At 56.7% G+C, this 18,921-nt stretch carries 19 protein-coding genes; 3 read left to right on the plus strand and 16 right to left on the minus strand.

What is annotated here, in order from left to right; translation table 11 throughout:
* Together ACRESD_RS01150 and ACRESD_RS01155 are read left to right on the plus strand one after the other, a co-directional pair.
* A partial coding sequence (locus ACRESD_RS01150) for a fimbria/pilus outer membrane usher protein (RefSeq protein WP_431749247.1) occupies positions 1-496 on the plus strand: 496 nt, incomplete at its 5' end.
* A 144-nt stretch (positions 497-640) separates the two neighbouring features.
* The gene (locus ACRESD_RS01155; RefSeq protein ID WP_431749248.1) at positions 641-862 is read left to right on the plus strand and encodes a helix-turn-helix transcriptional regulator; all 222 of its coding nucleotides are present in this window, start codon (positions 641-643) and stop codon (positions 860-862) included.
* A 224-nt stretch (positions 863-1,086) separates the two neighbouring features.
* Here the strand turns inward: ACRESD_RS01155 and umuC are convergent, their stop codons facing one another.
* Together umuC and ACRESD_RS01165 are read right to left on the minus strand one after the other, a co-directional pair.
* Positions 1,087-2,364: a translesion error-prone DNA polymerase V subunit UmuC gene (umuC, locus tag ACRESD_RS01160; RefSeq protein WP_431749249.1), complete on the minus strand. Its 1,278-nt coding sequence runs from the start codon at positions 2,362-2,364 to the stop codon at positions 1,087-1,089.
* Complete coding sequence (locus tag ACRESD_RS01165) at positions 2,357-2,782, minus strand: LexA family protein (RefSeq protein ID WP_431749250.1); 426 nt, start codon at positions 2,780-2,782, stop codon at positions 2,357-2,359. The genes umuC and ACRESD_RS01165 overlap by 8 nt, the downstream gene beginning before the upstream one ends.
* Positions 2,783-2,883: 101 nt before the next feature.
* Here ACRESD_RS01165 and ACRESD_RS01170 point away from each other — a divergent pair, with 101 nt between their 5' ends.
* Entirely contained in the window at positions 2,884-3,564 is a 681-nt protein-coding gene (locus tag ACRESD_RS01170; RefSeq protein ID WP_431749251.1) for an SOS response-associated peptidase family protein, read from the plus strand.
* 408 nt (positions 3,565-3,972) lie between these two features.
* On the opposite strand, the gene praB is transcribed toward ACRESD_RS01170, so the two are convergent.
* The 14 genes from praB to ACRESD_RS01240 form a co-directional block, all read right to left on the minus strand.
* A complete protein-coding gene (gene praB, locus ACRESD_RS01175) occupies positions 3,973-4,464 on the minus strand; it encodes an alkane oxidation protein activator PraB (RefSeq protein ID WP_431749252.1) in 492 nt (163 codons plus the stop codon).
* Between the two features lie 155 nt (positions 4,465-4,619).
* Positions 4,620-5,126 (minus strand): lysis system i-spanin subunit Rz, encoded by a 507-nt coding sequence (locus ACRESD_RS01180; RefSeq protein ID WP_431749253.1) that lies wholly within the window; start codon positions 5,124-5,126, stop codon positions 4,620-4,622.
* The gene (locus ACRESD_RS01185; protein ID WP_431749254.1) at positions 5,123-5,656 is read right to left on the minus strand and encodes a glycoside hydrolase family 19 protein; all 534 of its coding nucleotides are present in this window, start codon (positions 5,654-5,656) and stop codon (positions 5,123-5,125) included. Before ACRESD_RS01185 ends, ACRESD_RS01180 begins: the two co-directional genes overlap by 4 nt.
* 43 nt (positions 5,657-5,699) lie before the next feature.
* Entirely contained in the window at positions 5,700-6,842 is a 1,143-nt protein-coding gene (locus tag ACRESD_RS01190; RefSeq protein WP_431749255.1) for a hypothetical protein, read from the minus strand.
* Positions 6,843-6,903: 61 nt separating this feature from the next.
* Positions 6,904-7,602 carry a hypothetical protein gene (locus tag ACRESD_RS01195; protein WP_431749256.1) on the minus strand — a complete coding sequence of 233 codons (699 nt, stop codon included), beginning with the start codon at positions 7,600-7,602 and terminating at the stop codon, positions 6,904-6,906.
* A gap of 334 nt (positions 7,603-7,936) precedes the next feature.
* Positions 7,937-11,791 carry a TipJ family phage tail tip protein gene (gene gpJ / locus ACRESD_RS01200; RefSeq protein WP_431749257.1) on the minus strand — a complete coding sequence of 1,285 codons (3,855 nt, stop codon included), beginning with the start codon at positions 11,789-11,791 and terminating at the stop codon, positions 7,937-7,939.
* Positions 11,792-11,846: 55 nt separating this feature from the next.
* Positions 11,847-12,440: a tail assembly protein gene (locus ACRESD_RS01205; protein WP_431749258.1), complete on the minus strand. Its 594-nt coding sequence runs from the start codon at positions 12,438-12,440 to the stop codon at positions 11,847-11,849.
* Between the two features lie 58 nt (positions 12,441-12,498).
* Entirely contained in the window at positions 12,499-12,843 is a 345-nt protein-coding gene (locus ACRESD_RS01210) for a hypothetical protein (RefSeq protein ID WP_431749259.1), read from the minus strand.
* A 90-nt stretch (positions 12,844-12,933) separates the two neighbouring features.
* Positions 12,934-13,353, minus strand: a complete 420-nt coding sequence (locus tag ACRESD_RS01215) for a hypothetical protein (protein ID WP_431749260.1) — start codon at positions 13,351-13,353, stop codon at positions 12,934-12,936.
* A 159-nt stretch (positions 13,354-13,512) separates the two neighbouring features.
* Positions 13,513-14,268, minus strand: a complete 756-nt coding sequence (locus ACRESD_RS01220; protein WP_431749261.1) for a C40 family peptidase — start codon at positions 14,266-14,268, stop codon at positions 13,513-13,515.
* 2 nt (positions 14,269-14,270) lie between these two features.
* Positions 14,271-15,020, minus strand: a complete 750-nt coding sequence (locus ACRESD_RS01225) for a phage minor tail protein L (RefSeq protein WP_431749262.1) — start codon at positions 15,018-15,020, stop codon at positions 14,271-14,273.
* A gap of 9 nt (positions 15,021-15,029) precedes the next feature.
* Positions 15,030-15,368: a phage tail protein gene (locus tag ACRESD_RS01230; protein ID WP_431749263.1), complete on the minus strand. Its 339-nt coding sequence runs from the start codon at positions 15,366-15,368 to the stop codon at positions 15,030-15,032.
* A 2-nt stretch (positions 15,369-15,370) separates the two neighbouring features.
* Positions 15,371-18,652 (minus strand): phage tail tape measure protein, encoded by a 3,282-nt coding sequence (locus ACRESD_RS01235; protein ID WP_431749264.1) that lies wholly within the window; start codon positions 18,650-18,652, stop codon positions 15,371-15,373.
* On the minus strand, positions 18,649-18,918 hold the full coding sequence (locus ACRESD_RS01240) for a DUF1799 domain-containing protein (protein WP_431749265.1): 270 nt from the start codon (positions 18,916-18,918) through the stop codon (positions 18,649-18,651). Before ACRESD_RS01240 ends, ACRESD_RS01235 begins: the two co-directional genes overlap by 4 nt.
* Between the last annotated feature and the right edge of the window lie 3 nt (positions 18,919-18,921).

Below are 18,921 nucleotides of genomic sequence, written 5' to 3' on the forward strand. Positions count from 1 at the left end.
GGTGGAGATCAAAGACACGCCAAACGTGGGCGTACTGAACGCTCCTGGCACGCTGACCAACAAAAAGGGATATGCGTTAGTGCCGTATGTGATGCCATATCGGAAAAACCGCGTGGCACTGGACACCAGCGAACTAGACACAAGCGTAGACATTGATGAGGGTGTGACCAATGTTGTGCCGCGACGCGGGGCTGTAGTGAAAGCGAAATTCACTTCCAGTCGTTCGGAAAAGGTCCTGCTCAATGTCCGCCTCCAAGACGGTTCACTGCTGCCGTTCGGCACCTCGGTGCTCAACGAAAAAGGTCGTAGTGCAGGCGTGGTGGGGCAAGCCGGGCAGGTGCTGCTATCGGTTAACGAGGGCAAGGCCTACAGCATGAAATGGGGCGATAAAGCGTCACAGAGCTGCACTATTAGCTTGGATATAAGCCAGATCGAGGCGGTGGATGGCTATCGTGTGATGGCTGCGACATGTAATACCGTTTCCACCCCCTACTGACATGCCCCTACCACCTTCTTTCTATGCCTTTCATGAGACTGCTCCGTTGTTCGTGAGACACCTTTATTGTGGCTTTTTGCTTTTTTGCATGTACATCTCTAGCTGCGTACTTTTATCGCGTTACCTGCACCAACGGAGGATCAAGTGGACGCATTGTTTGGTGAGCGTTTAGCCCGAGCCAGAGCTTCAGCGAACATGACTCAGCGGGATTTGGCGGACCAGGCGGGCATAACCTGGTCCCAGATATCTCGCTATGAGACGTCAAAGGCCTGGCCGCGACTGAGGGTATTGCTCAAGCTCGCTGATGCGCTAGGAGTTACAGCCGAGGCCCTATCTGGCGACGGCAGCAACGATGAAAGCCGCTAGGTCACTCTTATGTTGACTGGCGCGGAGACCAAGGCAATCAAAGACTTTGCTGCAGAACCTCGTACCCTTCCGTTCCGGGCAAGCAGTCATCCCAGCCAATGATGCCAATTGCACAATCCATAGGATGGTTCGCACAGTCACCAAGGGCCAGCAACATCGTGGCACTCAACATTCTCTTCATGAGTATGGCCCTCCCCGGCGTCCTGCCGACCGAACACCACCCCCTACTTGCAAGCCACCGACCAAAGCTGATCAAGCCTCGTCGTATAGCTCTGGCTCATCATTTCCCGGCGCATCCCCCAGTCGGGGTTCGTCGGCACACTGGCCGAACGCAGCGTTCCCCTTCCCCACCTTTCGTTGATCCGGTCGAGCACGGCCATCACTCTGGTCGCCTCGGCTGGCTGAGACACCGCGAATAGATCATCCGTGTATTCGCCTGGCTGGCACAGGTTGAGCAACATCACCTCGGCCTTGCTGTATTTGAAGCCTGGGCGATAGATGTGATCCACCGCATCGACGGCAGCCTTTGTCAGCAGGCGTACGTCATCGGTAGGGTACGGCAGATCTACCACTACCCCGTTTGCGTATTTGGCCTCGTCCGGATTGAACATGCCTGTTCGGATGCAGACGCGCACTTTCTTGCACAGCGAGCCTTGGGCACGAAGCTTTTCAGAGGCTCGCATCATGTAGGTGGCCAGCGCTTCTTTGATCGGCGGCAGCTCGGTAAGGCGCTTGCCAAACATCCGGCTACAGCAGATCTCCTGCTTGGGCGGGTCGGGCTCGTCCAGCTCCAGGCATGAGGTGCCGGCCAGTTCTCGGGCTGTCTTCTCGATTACCACGCTGAACTTCTTGCGGAGTATCCACGGATCAGCCTTGGCCAGGTCCATGGCGGACTTGATACCCAGCGCGTCGAGGTGGACTTTCATCTTCCGCCCGACACCCCACACCTCGGCTACGTCGGTGTTGCGCAATACCCAGTCACGCTTGGCCGGATCAGTGATGTTTACCACCCCTCCGGTCTGTGCTTGCAAGCGCTTCGCTGTGTGGTTGGCCAGCTTGGCCAGGGTCTTGGTGTGTGCGATTCCCACCCCCACCGGGATTCCGGTGCACTGAAAGACCCTGGCGCGAATTTGGCGGCCGAGGGCATCCAGGCCTTCGATACCCGACAGATCGGCGAAGGCCTCATCGATGCTGTAGATCTCGACGGCGGGCACCATGCTCTCGATCAGCGTCATGACTCGTTCGCTCATATCCCCGTACAGGGCGTAATTTGAGGAAAACGGGACAATGCCGTGCTGCTTGAGCTTGTGCTTGATCTGGAAATACGGCTCCCCCATTTTGATAAATGGCTTCGCGTCGTAGCTTCGGGCGATGACACAGCCGTCGTTATTGCTGAGTACCACGATGGGCACCTTCGCCAAGTCAGGTCGGAACACACGCTCGCAGCTCGCATAGAAGCTGTTGCAGTCGATCAGGGCAAAGACAGGTTCCGGCTTAGACATGGCTGCGCACAGTGTTGGTGATCACGCCCCAGATAGAAAGCTCATCGCCCTCCAGGATGTAGCGTGCCGGGTATTTAGGGTTTTCCGACAACAGGATGACCTCTTTCCCACGCTTGCACAGCCGCTTGCAGATAGGGTCATTGTTGAGAAGTGCCACGACCACATGCCCGTGGGCCGGCTCAATGGACCTGTCTACGACAGCCAGATCGCCCTCAAAAATACCGGCCCCCTGCATGCTCTCACCGGTGATGGCGATCAGGTAGACGTGCGGCGCCCTGATATTTAAGACCTCATCCAATGAGATGTGCTGCTCGATGTGATCGGCGGCCGGCGATGGAAAACCCGCTGGCACCCGAAACGAGCAGAAAGGCAGCTTCGTGCCGCCTTCGGATATAGGGCCTAAAATGGTAAAGCTCATGACGCAGCCTTCTACAGATACTGTACGAATGTACAGTTAACTTTGCAGTCGGCTTGCGGTCAATTTTTCTGTAGGGGATTTCGACAGACGGAGGGGCACCTATGTGCGGGAGGATTTCGCAGTACAGCGATATTCGAGAGTACGTTGCAACGCTGGGCATGGCTGGCACCTTGGTGAACTCCGTAGGTGAGGCGCCGATTGAGCGCTACAACGTCGCCCCGTCCACCCAGGTCGCTCTACTCCACATCCAGGGCGAGCTGTTGCATGCCGACTCCGTGCGCTGGGGATGGCGGCCACACTGGGCCAAGGACCGTGCCGCGCCGATCAATGCACGCGTCGAGAAGGTAGCCCACGGGCCATTCTTCCGGGCGATCTGGCCGCACCGGGCAATCACTCCAATCGATAACTGGTTTGAGTGGGTGGATGAAGGCGGGCCGAAGAAGCAGCCCTACCTGATCCGCCGGCGTGACGGCGCCCCCGTACTGTGTGCGGCCATTGGCCAATTACCCGACGCCGATGAAGGTCCGGGCGAGCATGACGGCTTCGTGATCATCACCGCTGATAGCGCCGGCGGCATGGTGGACATTCACGACCGGCGCCCCGTGGTGCTGACGCCGGACCTGGCCCGGGAATGGCTTGACCCGGCAACACCCAAAGAGCGCGCCGAGCAGATGGTGTTGCACCAGGGCGAACCATCGGAGGTGTTTGAGTGGTTTAAGGTCGACGCGGCTGTGGGGAACGTACGGAACAAAGGCCCCGGACTGATCCAGCCAGTAGGCTAGCTTTTGGAGAGGTACCACATCACAAAAATCACTGCCAGTACCCATCCAAGAGTCAGCAGAAACGAAAGACCTGCAAGCTGCTTATCCATGTAGCCCTATCAATTAGCAAATGATCGCAATACGAACGCCTCCGGGAAGAGTAGTTCAGTGCGCTCAGTGTGCAATTGCGCTCACATAAGCCTGGCAAGCCCGAAGCGCAATTAGTGCTTGGTCACCGCCTTTGGTGGTACCGATAACGGAATTTTCCATCACAAATTCCAGATAACGGGATACGGTCTGGACACGTAGCCTATTCCGTAACTCCTACAATTTTGGATTCGACGCAAGAAGGTATTCGATCTGGTAGGACGGGGGCCTCTTACGAGACGCCCGCGTTCAACAGGTGATTAACCCTTTCTCAGAGTCTGCCTACGGGTTAACTGTCAGCGACGGTGCGCCCACACTCAGAGAAACCACGGTGCAGTTGCCACTTAGCGACTGGTTCGCACTGCTGAGGGTTTTGGTATTAGGATCCCAGCTAACTAGGATGGAGGTTGGACCGCAGTTGGTGGTCGGGATCGATTGGATCTTGTAGCTGACATTGGTCATAGTGAGCCCTGTGCTACCTCTCGTGACGCTCAGAAGCCAAGGCGAACCGATGAACATAGGCACATAGATACACAGACCTCCCCCAGTCATGACTACGCGTTCGACTCTGGCCATGCCGTTAATAATATTGCCGCCAAGGGTAATGCCACAGGTCACCGCAGCACCAAATGAAGAAGGTGATTTAACGATAATATAGCCGGGCTCAGTAGTGAAGGGACCTTCCGGGCTGATCGACGCTGCGCTGGACATCGAGCTGGCGACAGAGCACACCGCGAAGGCAGTTGCACAAACGAGGTTTTTCAAGATTTTCATTGTTTTTCCTCACATGTATGGCGAATCATTTCGCCGGGCAGCAAGGCTATGATCGAGAGGTCATCGTGAAACTGCAGAACTTCCCTTTCCAGCCAAGTCTCACTTCATTTGCGTACATGTTAGGTCATGCCAATTATTTCGACGGCAAATGTAGGTCAGCGCACCACGGTCCGGACATACGCCTGGCACGCCCGTAGCGCGATCAATCCTTGGTCGCCGTCGTCAGTGATGGCGATAATTCTTTGAGCATGCGCTGGGTCAAGTTGGGCTCGACAGGCTGCATGAACCACGCCGACGGTGCCGGGGGTGGTAGGCACGTTGCAGCCACTGGCTGAATCCGTGGCGTCGAGAAGGACTGACAGCCGCACATCAGAAGTGGCAAGGCGATCACGCAGTAAAGCCTGGTTGCGCTGGGCATCGGATAGTTCTCGGGTGTGTTGTTTGTCCTGGCTGGCGAGCTGCTGCTCCAAGGCCAGGCGTTTGTCGATCTCTTCCTGTGCCTGCTTGGCTGCAGCCGCGCTGACCTTGTCCAGATCCTTCTGGAACTGCTCAGCCTGTCCGGCCAGCTTCCCGTCGTAGCGCCAGTCCTGCACCTTCCAGGCAGCACCGAAGCCCACCACCATGGAAAACAAGATCAGCAACACCTTCTGCACCGGTGTCATGGCAGCACCTTCAGCGCTTTGTCATACAGCGCCTGGCGGTCATCCTGCCCATTGAGCCCACCATTGATACGACGTGTGATTGTCACGAACGCCCCCTGGTCAGCCAAAGTATTCAACCCGTGGGCGGACCAAAACCACGCCGCCGACATCGCGGCGTACTGTGGTTGCTCCAGCAGTGTGGGCTGATTGATCAGGTCCAGACCCAGCGCATCACCGCATGCCTTGTAGTTTGCCCGGCCAGTGATCTGGATCAGACCGCGACCACGGTACTTAGAGCCATCGCCCGCCACGGTGTTGCCCAGGTCAGCGCGCCCCTCGTAGCGGGCCTGCACCGCCGTCGGCCCCCAAATCTCGCGCACGTAACGCAGTTGGCCAGACTCATGCCCTACCTGGGCAATGAACGCAGCTATCCGCAAGCGGTTCACGATCCCGTACTTGCCCATGGCGGTGTTCAGCACAGGAATAAAAACGCCGGCTTGGCGGCCAGCGTTCGGGAGGATCTGCAGCAACTGCTGCTCGGTGATCGGCATACTTTTCTCCAGACGAAAAAAAGCCCGCTCAATTGGCGGGCAATTACTCTTCAGTGATAGTTGGTGGTGGTGGTGTTTCGATCTTGGGCATTTCGAGCCGCACGTCGATCCAGCTATTCAGCGGGACATCCATCGGCGCGCCTCGACCCGGGAACATCTCGCCATCATCGGAAAGTTTCCAGCTCTGTTTGAAAAGGCGGATGATTACGATGCCATCTTCTGACTGCTCGCTTTCGGTCATACCAAGCGTACGACCGCCATCGGGAGAGCATGGATCTTGTGTCCGCCAGCCCTCAAGCGCCAAACCCAGGCTACCGGCGATCTTGTACTGGCCGACATCCAAGCGCTCTACGGTGACGCCAGCTGCCTCGCTGTTCGCCACTCCCCAATCACCCGCTGGCTCGAAGGTTTGCTCCTGCAAATCAACGCGCTCACTCGTAGTAATACAGGCAACCCTCACGATTGGAGAAGCAGCAGAAAGAGCCCCGCCAGATCCGCGCGTGGTGTTTCCGGTGTGGTACACCTCACGCATAAGCGCGGCGGCGTAACTGCCAGACCGGAAAAACATTTTCCCACTAAACGACAGCAAAATTTGTGCGCCGTAATTTCCATCAGGCCAGGCCGTGTTGATTACTGTTCCGGACTGATCGGCCTCCGGGTAGCCTGCTGTAGTATTGTTCCAAATCTGGAATGAGTTCCCCCACGTGTTTATGGTGGAAGCCAAAGGAGAGGCGCGGTCACCGGCCAACATGACGCTTCCTGGTGTAGACCCTGCATTCAACGTGGCAGCATTGCCCAGGCCAAGACCAGCACGAGCAGCCGCCTGTGTCGTGGCCCCGGTACCACCTTTTGCCACCGGCACTACGTTCTCGGTCGAAACACTCCCCAACCCGGCAAGAGTTGCCCCCCACTGCTGAACCAGCTGATTGACTGCATCGGCCAATGCCTTGGGATAGCCGTTCACCGGCACGATGCCGTACGCAGCACCAGCGACAGACGCACCGCGATAGGCCGGCGAGATCGATACCGACGTGTCACTCGATGGGTTAATTACCTGATAGATGCCGTTATCTGGACCGACAAACATGTCACCGGATCGACAGTTTGAAAACTTTGTACCCGCACCAGTTACAACAGCGTTGCCGTTCGTAACGGTTACGGTCCCTTCTGAAAACCAAGAAGCCATTTCATTCTCCAGGCAAAAAAATACCCGCGGGGCGGCGGGCTATTTGGCGGTTAAATATTGCTTAAGACGTCATTCGTGCAACGACGATAGTTATACCCATGTATGAGGCGTTGTATCCCGGAATACCTATAGCCGCGACCGTAATTACTCGATTGGGGTAGTCCCAAATAAAGCCAATTTGCCTATTGTTTTCGATACCGACCGTGTTAACTCCGACGCCCATGTTGTTTATCAACACATATTCCTCCTCCGCCATAGTAAAGGGCGCCTGAAAGTACGTAATAGATTGACCTTGCCCAGTCTGCCCACTGCCTGTGTACGTCCAGTTGTTGGTAGCCCTTACGAAAAGTGCCGCGGGGGTGCCAGTATCAAAAATCAATTTCTGCTCTGCCCCCCAGATTCGAGCCCCAAACTCTGCAACCGGGCCACTGCCAAACATTCCGGCAAACCATCGGCCAACTGGCTTGATTGTGTAGTTGTTGAATATCCGGATGCGAAACCCGGTCCAGTTGCCCGGACTGCCGTACACCTCTATATTCGCCATGCCGATGTTTCCAGCAGCACTGTCAGGGCGTATAAAAATTAGAGGTTGTTCTTGGGTTGTAAACGGAGTCGGGAAATAGGTCGTAGAGGAATTCCCACTTTCCTCAGTCCCGACATACCTGCCTTTGTGAATAACCATTAACCGGAAAAATTCCGAGTCAATAATTACACGATCATCAGGCGGGGCTGTGAAAGACAGACCATACGATTCGGCCATTATTTGAACCTCACTACAAACAATCGCATAACCGTAGAAGACCTCCCTGAGTTCCCCCAGGGATCTCCTCTCAACGTTTTCCAGACCCTGACGACTCCATTCAGCACCTCGGGCTCAAGTTGTTTGTCACCAAGCGGGGACGCAGCTTGGGCTAGCACACAGAACGCTGACGCGTTCTCAGGGGTGACGCCCGCAACGGCAATATCCAGGAATTTGGCGCTTCCCCATGACGCAGGCGTAAGAACAGCGGTATACACGGTTCGCATGGTGAAGGAGCTGGGTGTGATTTCAGGAACGTTTCCTGGCCCCCAAGTCCACATGCCGTACTTTTCCATCAGGATTGTCTCCCCACCATTACGCGCTTATCTTCATTCCCATCAAACACAGTCAGACCATCGTTATTGAGCAGCGACGACCCACCGGTTCCAGAGCTGCGGAGGGTGAATGTCCCCGCTGGGATGTTGATTTCCAGCAACGGACGGCCTTTCGAATCCACCGCCGGCGAACGCAAGACCATCCCCAGAATGATTTCCTGAATGATCGCCTTGCTGATGATCGCGGTATTGAACACGGCTTGGCCGTTCTCAATGACGAACATCGGGTCAACCTTGCCGCTGATCTCGTTCACGATGGCGAATCGCTGAGCGAAGATCAGAAACTCAGCCTGATCGCCGTTTGACCCAAAGGCCAAGCCCGATACAACTCTTCTGCCATCTACGATGGTCTGGGCCTTCATGGTGGTCTGTGCCGACACCCTGCCGTCCAACCGGACAACCGTCTCGCTCACCGTTTGAACCGACGCACTTGTCTGCCCGATGCTTGACTGCAGCGTTTCCGAAACCTTGGCCTGGGCCTCGATTTCAGATGCTCGCACCTTCCTCTCCGTGCTGATGGCTGCAGTGGACTCCCATGCCTTGATCGCGCCAGCCAGGTCGCCAGAACCATCATCGCCACGCACCGAAGCACGAAGCGACTCATTGCTCGACGCCTGGGATGTGATTTTCCCATCCAGGTTGGTGACCTTGGTATCCAGTCCGGTGATCGCCAGCGCATTGCCGGTCGCTTTCTGGTCAACCGCTCCCAGGTCACTCTTGAGCTGGGTGATCTGTGTTGCTGCGGTCTCCCTGTTAGTGGCCACCACCTGTTCCAGAACGGTCAGTGACGACTTGTTTTCGCCAACCTGCGCGCCGAGGGTAAGCAGTTGCTGAGCCATCGCATCGTTCTCGGTTGCCCGAGTTTTACGCTCAACAGCAAGATCTGCCGTGGATGTCCAACCTTTGATTGCGTCGGCCAGATCGCCAGCGCCGTCATCACCACGAGCAGCAGACCGCAACGCCTCGACCGATGTGGCGGTCGCCAACACCTTGCCGTCGATTTCTTCGATCTTGGTACTGACCAGGGCAATCTGTTGAGAAAGCGCGTTTGTAGTTTCGAGGATCGTCCCAATGTCCTTCCAATACGTGACATTCGGCGGCGTTACACCTGCCGGCACCGCCTGAGTGGCTTGATAAATGTGGCCGTCCTGCTGAACAAATGAGCCGGCCGGGTACGGCTTGGCCGGATCGAATGGCGCGGCGCCGGTGATCTGGCCGAGCAGCCCTTCCAGCTCTTCCTTGGCTACCTCAAGCCGTTCATTTACTGAGCCTGGCCCGTCGCCTGAGATCAGCTCGATCTCTTCTCGCAGGCTCTGATACAGGGCGCCCTTGCCGATCTTCTCGGCGTAGTACGCCTCATAATCGCTCTGCTTGGTGCTGGCCTGGCCGTTGACGGCGCCGGGTACTGGGAAGAACGGCCCGACGTTGCCGGTTCGATCAACCAAGCGCGCCCAGAAGAACAGACTCGCACCGGCCAACAGGCTGTGCATCTCGTGCGAAGCCTGCGGGTAGCTGAAGTCGCTCAGTTTGACGGCGGTCGTCAGGTCGGCCGACTGGCTGTACCAGAGCTCTGTTCGCTGAGTGTCCTCTGCACCAGGTGGAAAACCCCACTGAATGCCGATGCCATAGACCAGGCTGGTGGTGGTCAGGAACGACACCGCCGGCGGCAGGCCGACCTTCCCTTCCAGGTTGGTAAGGTTGGAGTTCTTCCAGATCGACGAGATTTCGAAGGCGCTCACCGAGCGCACCCGGGCCACGTAGGCACCCGAATAAATGCCGGTGACGTCGACGCTGGTTGAGCCGGTGCGCTGCACCTTGATCCAGTTGCCGCTGTCCTTGCGCCACTCCACGTCATAGGCGACAGCACCGTTCACAGCGGGCCACGAAATGTTCATGGTGCTGATCGCCAGGCCCTGGTCGATCGATACGTTCGAAGTGATGGTGACGCTTGCCGGCGCAGGAACCACGGTGATCGGGATCACGCTGATCGGGCGCTCCTCCAGCCGCGCGCCGGTATCGATGTTGCCGAACTTGCTCGGCTCATATTGCAGAGCGCTGATCTCGTAATCGCCCTCAGTTGTCCTGGCAGTCTTCAGCACCCGATACAGCGGGATAGCCAAGTCATCAGCATCGAGCGCCCATTGCAAGTCGGCCACAGGCGTCTCGCTATAGGCGACAGTCACCGTTACGCCACGACCATTGACGCTCTGGATAGTGCGCCCCTCTGCTCGGCCGTCCGGCAAGTTGATGATAAGACGGTCTCCTGCCTTGGCATGAGTATCACGGTCCAGCCTGATAACGCGCCCGGCAGCCTCAGAGATGCGCCCACCGACTTCACGGCCTGCCCGCACCGAGTCAGCAATTGGGATGATATGCCCGGGCAAAGGTATCTGGCCTTCCATGCCCGTCTTGAAGGTGACGGTACGGTCTTGGTTATTGCTCAGCACTGCCCATTTAGCGCGACGCATCGCCTCCGATGCCCGAGTGCAGCCAATGGCGCTGATCTCCGTAGGCTTGTCGCCGAACCGGCGCTGTAACGGAATATCCGCGTACGGGATCACGTCGGTATCGTAGTTGTTCGCCGGGTTGTCGTAGCTGACCAGGCAACGGGTGTAGCGAGTCTTCGTCGAGGCGCCGCCGTAGTTGAATACCCCATCCAACACATTAGAGCGGGTGAAAACGTAATCGATGTCCTGGGCGCGCGGCATATCCGCCTGCATTACAAGCTGGCCCTGGGCCCAATAGGTCATCCCTCGGTAGATCGCAGAGATATCGCGAAGCAACGACCAGGAGTCAGCCTTGCCTTGCAAATTCATATCGCACAAAAAACGTGGCTCCTGACCACCAAGACCGTCTGGCACCAATTGGTCACAGTACTGCGCGATACGGAAAAGCTCCCACTTATCAACCATCCAAGGCTTGATACGTTTGCCCAAACCAAAGCGGTCATCGGTGCATATACCGTAGGTGATCCAAGCCGGATTGTTGGTCCATGCTTGCTTCATTGTGCCATCCCACGCGCCGGTATAAGTTCGCGCGACAGGGTCGTAGTTGCTCGGCACCTGCCACTTACGAGCTTTGCACTTCACGGTTACTGCTGGGATGTTGGTGAATTGCTCTGCGTCGAACTCAATGAACAGAAGCGCCGTGTTTGGATACCGAAGCTTCGCGTCGATTACCTGGGTGTGGCCAGCAATGAACATTGTGTCGGCGATTTTGTCGGTGTTCTGATTCGGCGTGATACGGCGAACACGGACCTGCCAGCCGCTGGTAGCCTGAGGAAGATCGATGCGGCGTGACCGCTCGTACCGGGTAGTGGTCTTCCCGTCCAGCGCATCGACCAGCACTTCCTGGTAAGACCCGCCGTCCGTGGACACATCTACCGCATACTCAATTCGGTAGCCGTTGACGTTCCCCTCATTGTCCTGGCTGGCCAGGCGTGGAGTCGCCAGACGCAAACGCACAGCAGAAAGCTGGAGGTTGGTGAACGACTGAACCCATGGCGCGCCACTTCGCAGTTCAATGTTCAGAGACGTTTCATTTTCAATAGATGGAATGCCCGGAATAAAGGTTTGCTCCACAGACCCCGAGCGCCAGTCCCACTTCACATTGGTGAAGTTGTAGGCGCCACTGGCGTCCTGGATTGGAGTGTTATCGAGGTAGATATCGCGGGCGGTTGGCGTACCCTCGAACTCCCCCTCACCAACTGCGATCAAAATCTTGGCCAGGTTGGTCGAGCGCAAGCTATCCGGTGACTCTACGGGCGATTTTGGCTTGCTCTCACCACCTTTGGCGCCATGAATCTCGATATCCATCTTTCCTCCGGGCATAAAAAACCGCCTCTTGGGCGGCCGGCTCACTGCTTACTGTTTAAGTTTTGTCTTCGGCGTAGATCGATGCCGAAATAATTGCCCCGCCCCACCGGCGCTCACCGATACAGATCGGGACCGGGTTGCCGCTGGCCGTGGTGTTCTTAGCGCTACCGAAAGCATAGGACGGCATGTTTTCGGGGGATGCACTTTGTTTTAGGCCTGATGCCTGGGGGCTGAGCATCTGAATGACGCCGCCCAAAACCAATGAAGCACCAAGTGAATGCCCCCAGCCTTGCATGCCAGGAATAAAAGACGAAGCGACGAAAATCACAGCTCCAATGATTGTTTGGAGCAATCCGGCTCGCTTGCTGCCGCTGACGATTGGCACAATACGAACTTCGTTGACGCCCCCTCGATCAAACTCACATTGACCAACATTTTTTCCGTTACGAAAGATGGCAAATCTCATGCCGAGCAGGTCTAGTCGCCTGACTTCTTCAGAAAAGCCTGGGATCGTAGCCCTTAGTGCGGCAAATACTTCCTTCACGCTCCCGCCATCCAAAAGACGGCGATGAAGGCGGCCAAAGCGTTTGGCTAAAGGACCTGAAAGCTTGATAGCTGTCATTGGTGAGTAATGTGCTGCTGTGGACATATCTTTCCTCCAGGCAATAAAAAAGCCGCCAAATGGCGGCTCTGATCAGTTCGTTCTGTTAGAGACAGGTTTTAACAGCGCCTTCGATTGCTGTACGGCCAACTCCAGGCATCCAAGCCACGCGCTGATAGAAGGCAACGGAGCTGCCATTAGAGGTTTGCTTTACCTCTAGCAACTCATCAGTCAATTTCATCGCGCCAATTACAAGGCGATAACCGCTCTCGGTTTCCGACATAACCGCCTCAGAGCGTGCGTCCTGCCATTTTGGGAAAACGCAAAGCGCATACTGCCTTGGAGACTTCTTGGTCGTGGCCGTAGTGGTCGGGGCGCTGCTCTTGAGATCGCTTGGCGAAACGCACCCAGCAAGCACCACAAGGGCCAGGCCCCCTATGAACAATTTCATGTCGTTCCCTCGTTGAGATATGGCGGAACTTTAGCACTGACGGGCCAGATGCAAAAAGCCCAGCGCGGGACTGGGCTTTTGCGGGCCGAGCTAGTAATCCCACTCTCCAACTCTGAAAAGGCTACCATCTTCTCTATATTTCATCCCTAGTAATGCCTTCCTCCAAAAATGGGATGCCTTCGAATTGAGCGAGTGTAGCGAGTAGCTCTTATAGTTGCGCCGATCCAACAGCGAAAAGACCGCCCTTGCAGAATCCAGTGAAATACCATCTTTTCCACGATGAGGCGGCAGGACAAGGAACTTCGACACTTCAACAGCCTTGCCGTCTTCCTCATTCCAATATCCAAGAAGAACAAATCCGCTCTTTTTCCCATTGAGCTCGATCATTAGTAGCTCACGCTCTGCAGCATTACATTTAGCGTCTACAAATGACCTATCGGGATCGACACGCACCATCTCTTCAGCGCATGCCCAGTCGGTGCTCGGCGTAAGCTTTATGCTTTCCTGCATCTCAAATACTCCAGTAAAAGAGCATCAATCCTAGATTGTTCTTCAAAATGGGTACAGCTGGACGAAATAACAGTGACAGGCCTAGGGCTTGCCGTAGCGGCCATGCGCCTTCATGACGATTTTCCCAAGTCCTAAACCTGCAAGCCTGAGGACTGTTGGTTATTTTGCATCTTTGTGCCTGAGGATCAGGCGTGTTCTGTCTAGCCACGGACCTCCGAACACTAAAACTTCAGATGGCCGACCGTACAGGTGATGCAGCAAGAACGGGCCCAGGCCGAAGACGCCAGACTCTTCGCCAGGTAGCGATGGATCAGTGCCCAGGTAAATCCCCGCATGGTTCGGGTGAACCGTCCGCCCGACGTGCATGACGATCAGATCGCCGCGCTGCGGCCGGTCGACGCGAACAAAGCCGGCAGCCTCGTAGTTCTGCTCATACAGGCTGACGTTCTCCGTACTCTCCCACCAGCCATCGGTGCGCTGGAAGGCCTCAAACTCAAGACCCCATTCGCGCTGATACCAATCCGCGCAGACCTGCCAGCAGTCCCAGGCCCCGTGTACAAACGGGCGCTTGAGCAACGGCGTGCTGCCGGTTGGCGTGATCGTTCTCAGATCCCCCTCAGGCCACGAAAGTATGTGCCAGGGCAACGCCGTGGCCTCGCACATAGCCAGGTCCCGAGGTGATGGTCTAGAGGTCGCATCAGGGTGTGAATGGACAATACCGATCACCTCCCCCAAGTCTTCCGCCGCAGCGTAGTCCTCGGGATCAAGGCGAAACTCTTCGTTCGGCTCCGTGGAGATGTTCCTGCACGGGAAGTACTGCTGCTTGCGGCCGATAGCCAGAACCAGGCCGCAGCACTCTTTCGGGTACTGCTCGGCCGCATGCGCCTGAATCGCGCTCAGGATGTGTTTGCGCATGGTCAACCTCTGGCGATGATGGACACAGCAGGAAATCCACCGTGACTTAAGGGGTTGCCCTTACCGAACCGGCATTCGCACCCCGTCGTCAGCAGCGCGTTGCATTCATCCTTCTCAGGGTCATCCGTAGGGTTGCCATCCTTGTCAAAGTACCTGCCAGTCCAGCCGCAATTCGGCCCACGGTAGCCACCGGTTAGCGCCCAGTGGCACAGAGTCGTCATCTGTCGCCCGATGATTTCTCCACCAACATCCCCAGGGCTCGCCAGCGCCCAACTAACGGTCTCCCCGTCTTCGTTCGTTTTCTGGTCGACATACCAAACCTCGATCGATTCTTGAGTAGGATCAGCCTCGGCGTTTCCGCCTTCAAAGTTCTCTGCATCCAGAAAGCACCCCAGGGTGTGGCGCATGGTCAGCTTGAACTCCAGCAGATCATCAAACGCAAGACACAGTGCAGTGATTCGACCATTGACGTTGCCAACGGCGAGGGAAGGCCTGACAGCGGTCCCATCACCGTTTGCCTCAATGCCATCGATCTGCATCGGCCAGGAGCCGTACTCGTTGCCCTGCCAGTAGATCGACTTCGCCGGCAGTTGGTCTGCATGTGTACCGGCAGCAATAAGCTCTGCAGGCGTATGGGGTATTGCGTGACCATGGAAGCGAAGGATATCGGCACCGTAATCGGATCCATCCAATTCGAACAGCAACACTTCACTCCCAGGCTCTAGAGTCTGGATATCACTGATCAGCGACATGGAAAATCCTTAAGGATGGAAGGCGCGCTCGAATGTCGCCGTCAGTTTGAATACGCCGCCACCCACAGGCGTGGGGACCGGGTTTTTGCAGGTAAAAAGACCTAGCTGGCCAAGCGGCGTAGTCCAGAGAAAGGCCTTTGAGCCCGCATGCCGGTCAAAGAACGCCATGATCTCAAGCACCCTAACCCTGTTACCGGAGTGAGTTATCGGGTAGGAGTCAACCTTGTTATTGATCCCGTCGCCGACCTGCTGTTTATAGCCATCGCCGAACTGAGAAGTACGCACCCGATAGGTAATCTCGGGTGCGTCTCCGTTTTGCGTCGGCCAGGTGAACGTTTCTATTGCCACCGTTACCTCCCATTAATTTTCTTCCAGATTGTTCCGCCTGGCTGTAACTCCTTCGCGATTGCCGTATCGGCCGCCGCTTTGGCAGCCTGTTGGATACCTTTACCAAGCTCGGCAGAAGCTTGCTGTCCAGTTCCAGCCGACTCACTTCCGGACGTCTGAACTGAAACGGATACCGGGAAGTTGTAGGTGTTGCCACCTCCTGACATTGCGGCCATCCCAGGGCCGCCACCGGTGGTAAGCGGCGTCACGCTCCCTCCGTTGGCGCCGGTCATCAGGTAAGACTTCCCGCCCTCGTTGTAGAGTTCGGGACCTAGCTCGTTCACCTGGTACAGAGAATTTGGATCGACGGGCCCGCCAGCCGCTCTGTAACCAGAGAAGTCGACACCGGTGTACCCGGCCTGAGTGGATCCCGCTGACGTTGGAGTCGAGCCACCTCCGGTGAAATAGCTTGTCGCTGCACCTACCAGACTGCCCAGAAGTGCAGAGCTCGCCTGTCGAGTAGCAATGCGAGCCATATCCGCCAAGATCGACTTCGTGAAGTCAGCAAACGACAGCTTCCCGGTCATGGCAAAATTGACGATCGAGTCTTCCATCGAGCTAAACGCATTACCGAACAGGCTCTTGGTCTGCCCTGCAACGTTCTGCGCCGAATCCAAGTAATTCGCCCAGGCCGATGTCGCGCCCTTGGTCCAATCGCCCAGCGCCGCTTCCACATCCGCGTAATTCTGACGGATCTGGTCAGTTGCGGCCTTGTTCGCGTCGGCCAAAGCCTGCGACTTACGCTTGAACTCTTCCTCCGACATATTTCGCGATGGGTCGGACTTCTGGTTTGCCAACTCCAGCGACTGCTGAGCGAACCGGTCTTGCTGGCTGTTCAGTTCGCCGTTGAGTGCATTCTGGCGGTCACCCTGGCCCACGCCGAGTACTGCGCGTTGGCCTGCAAGCTCCAGGGCGCGCTGTTGCTGCCCCAGGGCCTGCACATAGGTGCTGATCGCCCTCTCCTGCTTCGCAAGGCGCCCGGTCTCGTTGGTCGCCAACACCTCAAGCTGGCTATCGGCGTCCTTTTGCGCCTTGACCATCCCTGCGCGCGCGTCCGCGATCTTCTGGTCCAGCTGGATGCTTTGCGCGGCCGTGGTGGTCTTTTTGCCCTTGGCAGTCTCCAGTGCGGATATCTCAGCCTCGTAGGCAGCCGTTACCTGGTCACGCTCGTTACCGATGAGGGCTTGGCGCCGTAGCAGATAGTCAGCATCAGATATCAGCCCAGCCTTCTGCGCGGAGTCCAGTTCCTTCTGGTAGTTTTTGTAGTCGGCTGCAATGGCTGACAGATTGTTCTTGGCGTCATTGAAACCAGTCAGATCTACTTGGGTGCCAGCTGATTTCGGGTCCTTGTTTTTTTCCTGAAGCCCCTTCAGCAGCGTGTCATAGGCACCGCCCGAGAATTTATTGCCATCGAAGCTGACGCCATCGAGTAGCGGTGACTTCTGACCCGTCCTTTCAGCGTTTTGGTAAAGCGTTGTAAATTTATCATTTAGTTTTTGGAGCCCAGCCAGACGCTTGTTGAGCGGGTTTATGTCATCAAGTTGAGCACTCAGCTCCTTCTCGGTTGCGATTAGCTCTTTATTAGCTCGAGTTGTTTCACCGGTAGAGGCTGTAAGGCTTTCACTCGCAGCTTGCCGTGCCTTGAGGGACGCAAGCTTCGCTTCTAGCGCTGGAGTTGAATCATCATCCTCGCCGGTGCCCAGGCCCAGCGCAGAGTTCAGAGAGCTCAGGCCATTCGAAATTGCACCCGAGACGCCACCGCCTTTGCGCGTATCGAGCACCCGCTGCGTGATCTCGATTTGCTTTGCCAGGTCAGGGAAAACCTCGGACCGGACAGCCGCATAGGCGCCCTTGATCGCATTTTTGATGTCGTCCCAATCGCGTTCGACGTCGGAGAGAGAGGCGCGGTAGGTTTTCAAGCGCTCCAGGGCGGACTGATTCAGGTCTTCACTGAGCACATCCAGCGCCCGCTGATGATCGCCCTGATCATCGATCCCCTTGATCACCTGGTACTGCTCAAGCGTCAACAGCCCGTATTGGCTGCTGATCTTCACGGCGGCATCGGTTGCGGTATCGCCGGCATTTGCGAACGACTTGGCAAGCTCGCCCGCCCCCTGCCCAGTGATCTCACTTATTGCTGCAGCAGCTTCCGCCAGATTACGCATCTGCGTACCGCTGGTAGCCGCTCCAGACGCAAGCGACACAACCGCCTCTCTCGCGCCGGAGAGATTACCTGTGACGCGCCCGGCGCCCTCAGCCATTTCCTTAAGGCTGCCAATGGTCTGTCCAGCATCGTTCGATCCGCCGTTAATCGCGGCATTGAACTCCCGCGCCTGTTTCATTGCGTCGAGGTAGGCATAGCCGAGCGAGCCGATCACTGCGACCAACAGTCCAGCCGGGATCAGCATCGAGGCCATGCTTTTCGCTGACGCACCAGCGCCCGCACCCAGTTGGGCAATGGCACGCGCCCCGCTCCCCAGGTCACCCGATTGAAGGGCGTTGGCTAGCTGCATCACATTTTCTTGAGCCTGGCGAGTGCCGAGCCTCAACTTGTCGAACGCTGTCTCCGTCGCGGTCAGCCCAGCACGATCCTTACCGATCTTTGCCAAAGCTTCGTTGTAGCGATTGGCGTCAGTCTCGCCGAGCTTATGTAGCTCGTTAAGGGCTCGCTCGCGCTCTTCGAGCTTTGCCAGCTTGGAGGTTAATGGGTCGATTCCATTAACGGTACGCTTCAGCGCTTCGATCCGGCGGTTTTCCGCATCAATGAGGCGCTGTTTCTGTGCAAGCTCTTTGGATTCGGCCTTCTCGATCCGCTCGAAGGATTTACCGAGCCGTTCCTGATATGCCTCCTGCTGCTCAATGGTGACCAGGCCACCCTTGCGGGCTCGCTCCAGCAGACCTTCAGCCTGAATCAGCGACTCCATGCTGTCGATGTTGCCGGTCATCGCCTTATCGAGCTGGCTGATGATGGCGATTTCACTGGCGGCACTGGCACCAGCTTTTCGGCTGACATCGACCTGGCGTTCTTTTGCGCCAGTAGCCTTGTCGATACCCTGAGCGGCCTCAGCTTCAGCCTGAGCGACTTTCTTGCCGGTTCCAGCCAAGTCATCGCTGGCCTTGCTCAGCCCATCTACCGCCTTCTCCGCGCCCTCGGCAGCAGTAACCAACTTTCCAAGATCGTCAGCAGCTTTGACAGCATCAGACGACTCTACCGCAATGCCCAGGGACGTGAAGTTGGTGCTCATTTGCTTTCTCTCTGTTCCGCCATCACCTGCAGGGCTTCAGCCTCCATGCGCCGGAAGTCGCTGAAAATGGTTTGTCGCTGGCTGATCGGTACACCGCACATCCGAATCACTCCGGAGAGAACGCTGTAGTCCATGCCTGTCGCGCCGCACGCGCCTGTGCGCCATTGGGTGCTCATCGCCTCGAAGACTTTGAAGGCGTCCCAGTTGTCTGGCCAGATGCCGACTTCCTTGTCGGGGATGTCCTGGCGAGACAAACCGAAGGCCATCAG

The sequence above is a fragment of the Pseudomonas sp. genome (genome assembly GCF_050739995.1).
Classification (GTDB): domain Bacteria; phylum Pseudomonadota; class Gammaproteobacteria; order Pseudomonadales; family Pseudomonadaceae; genus Aquipseudomonas.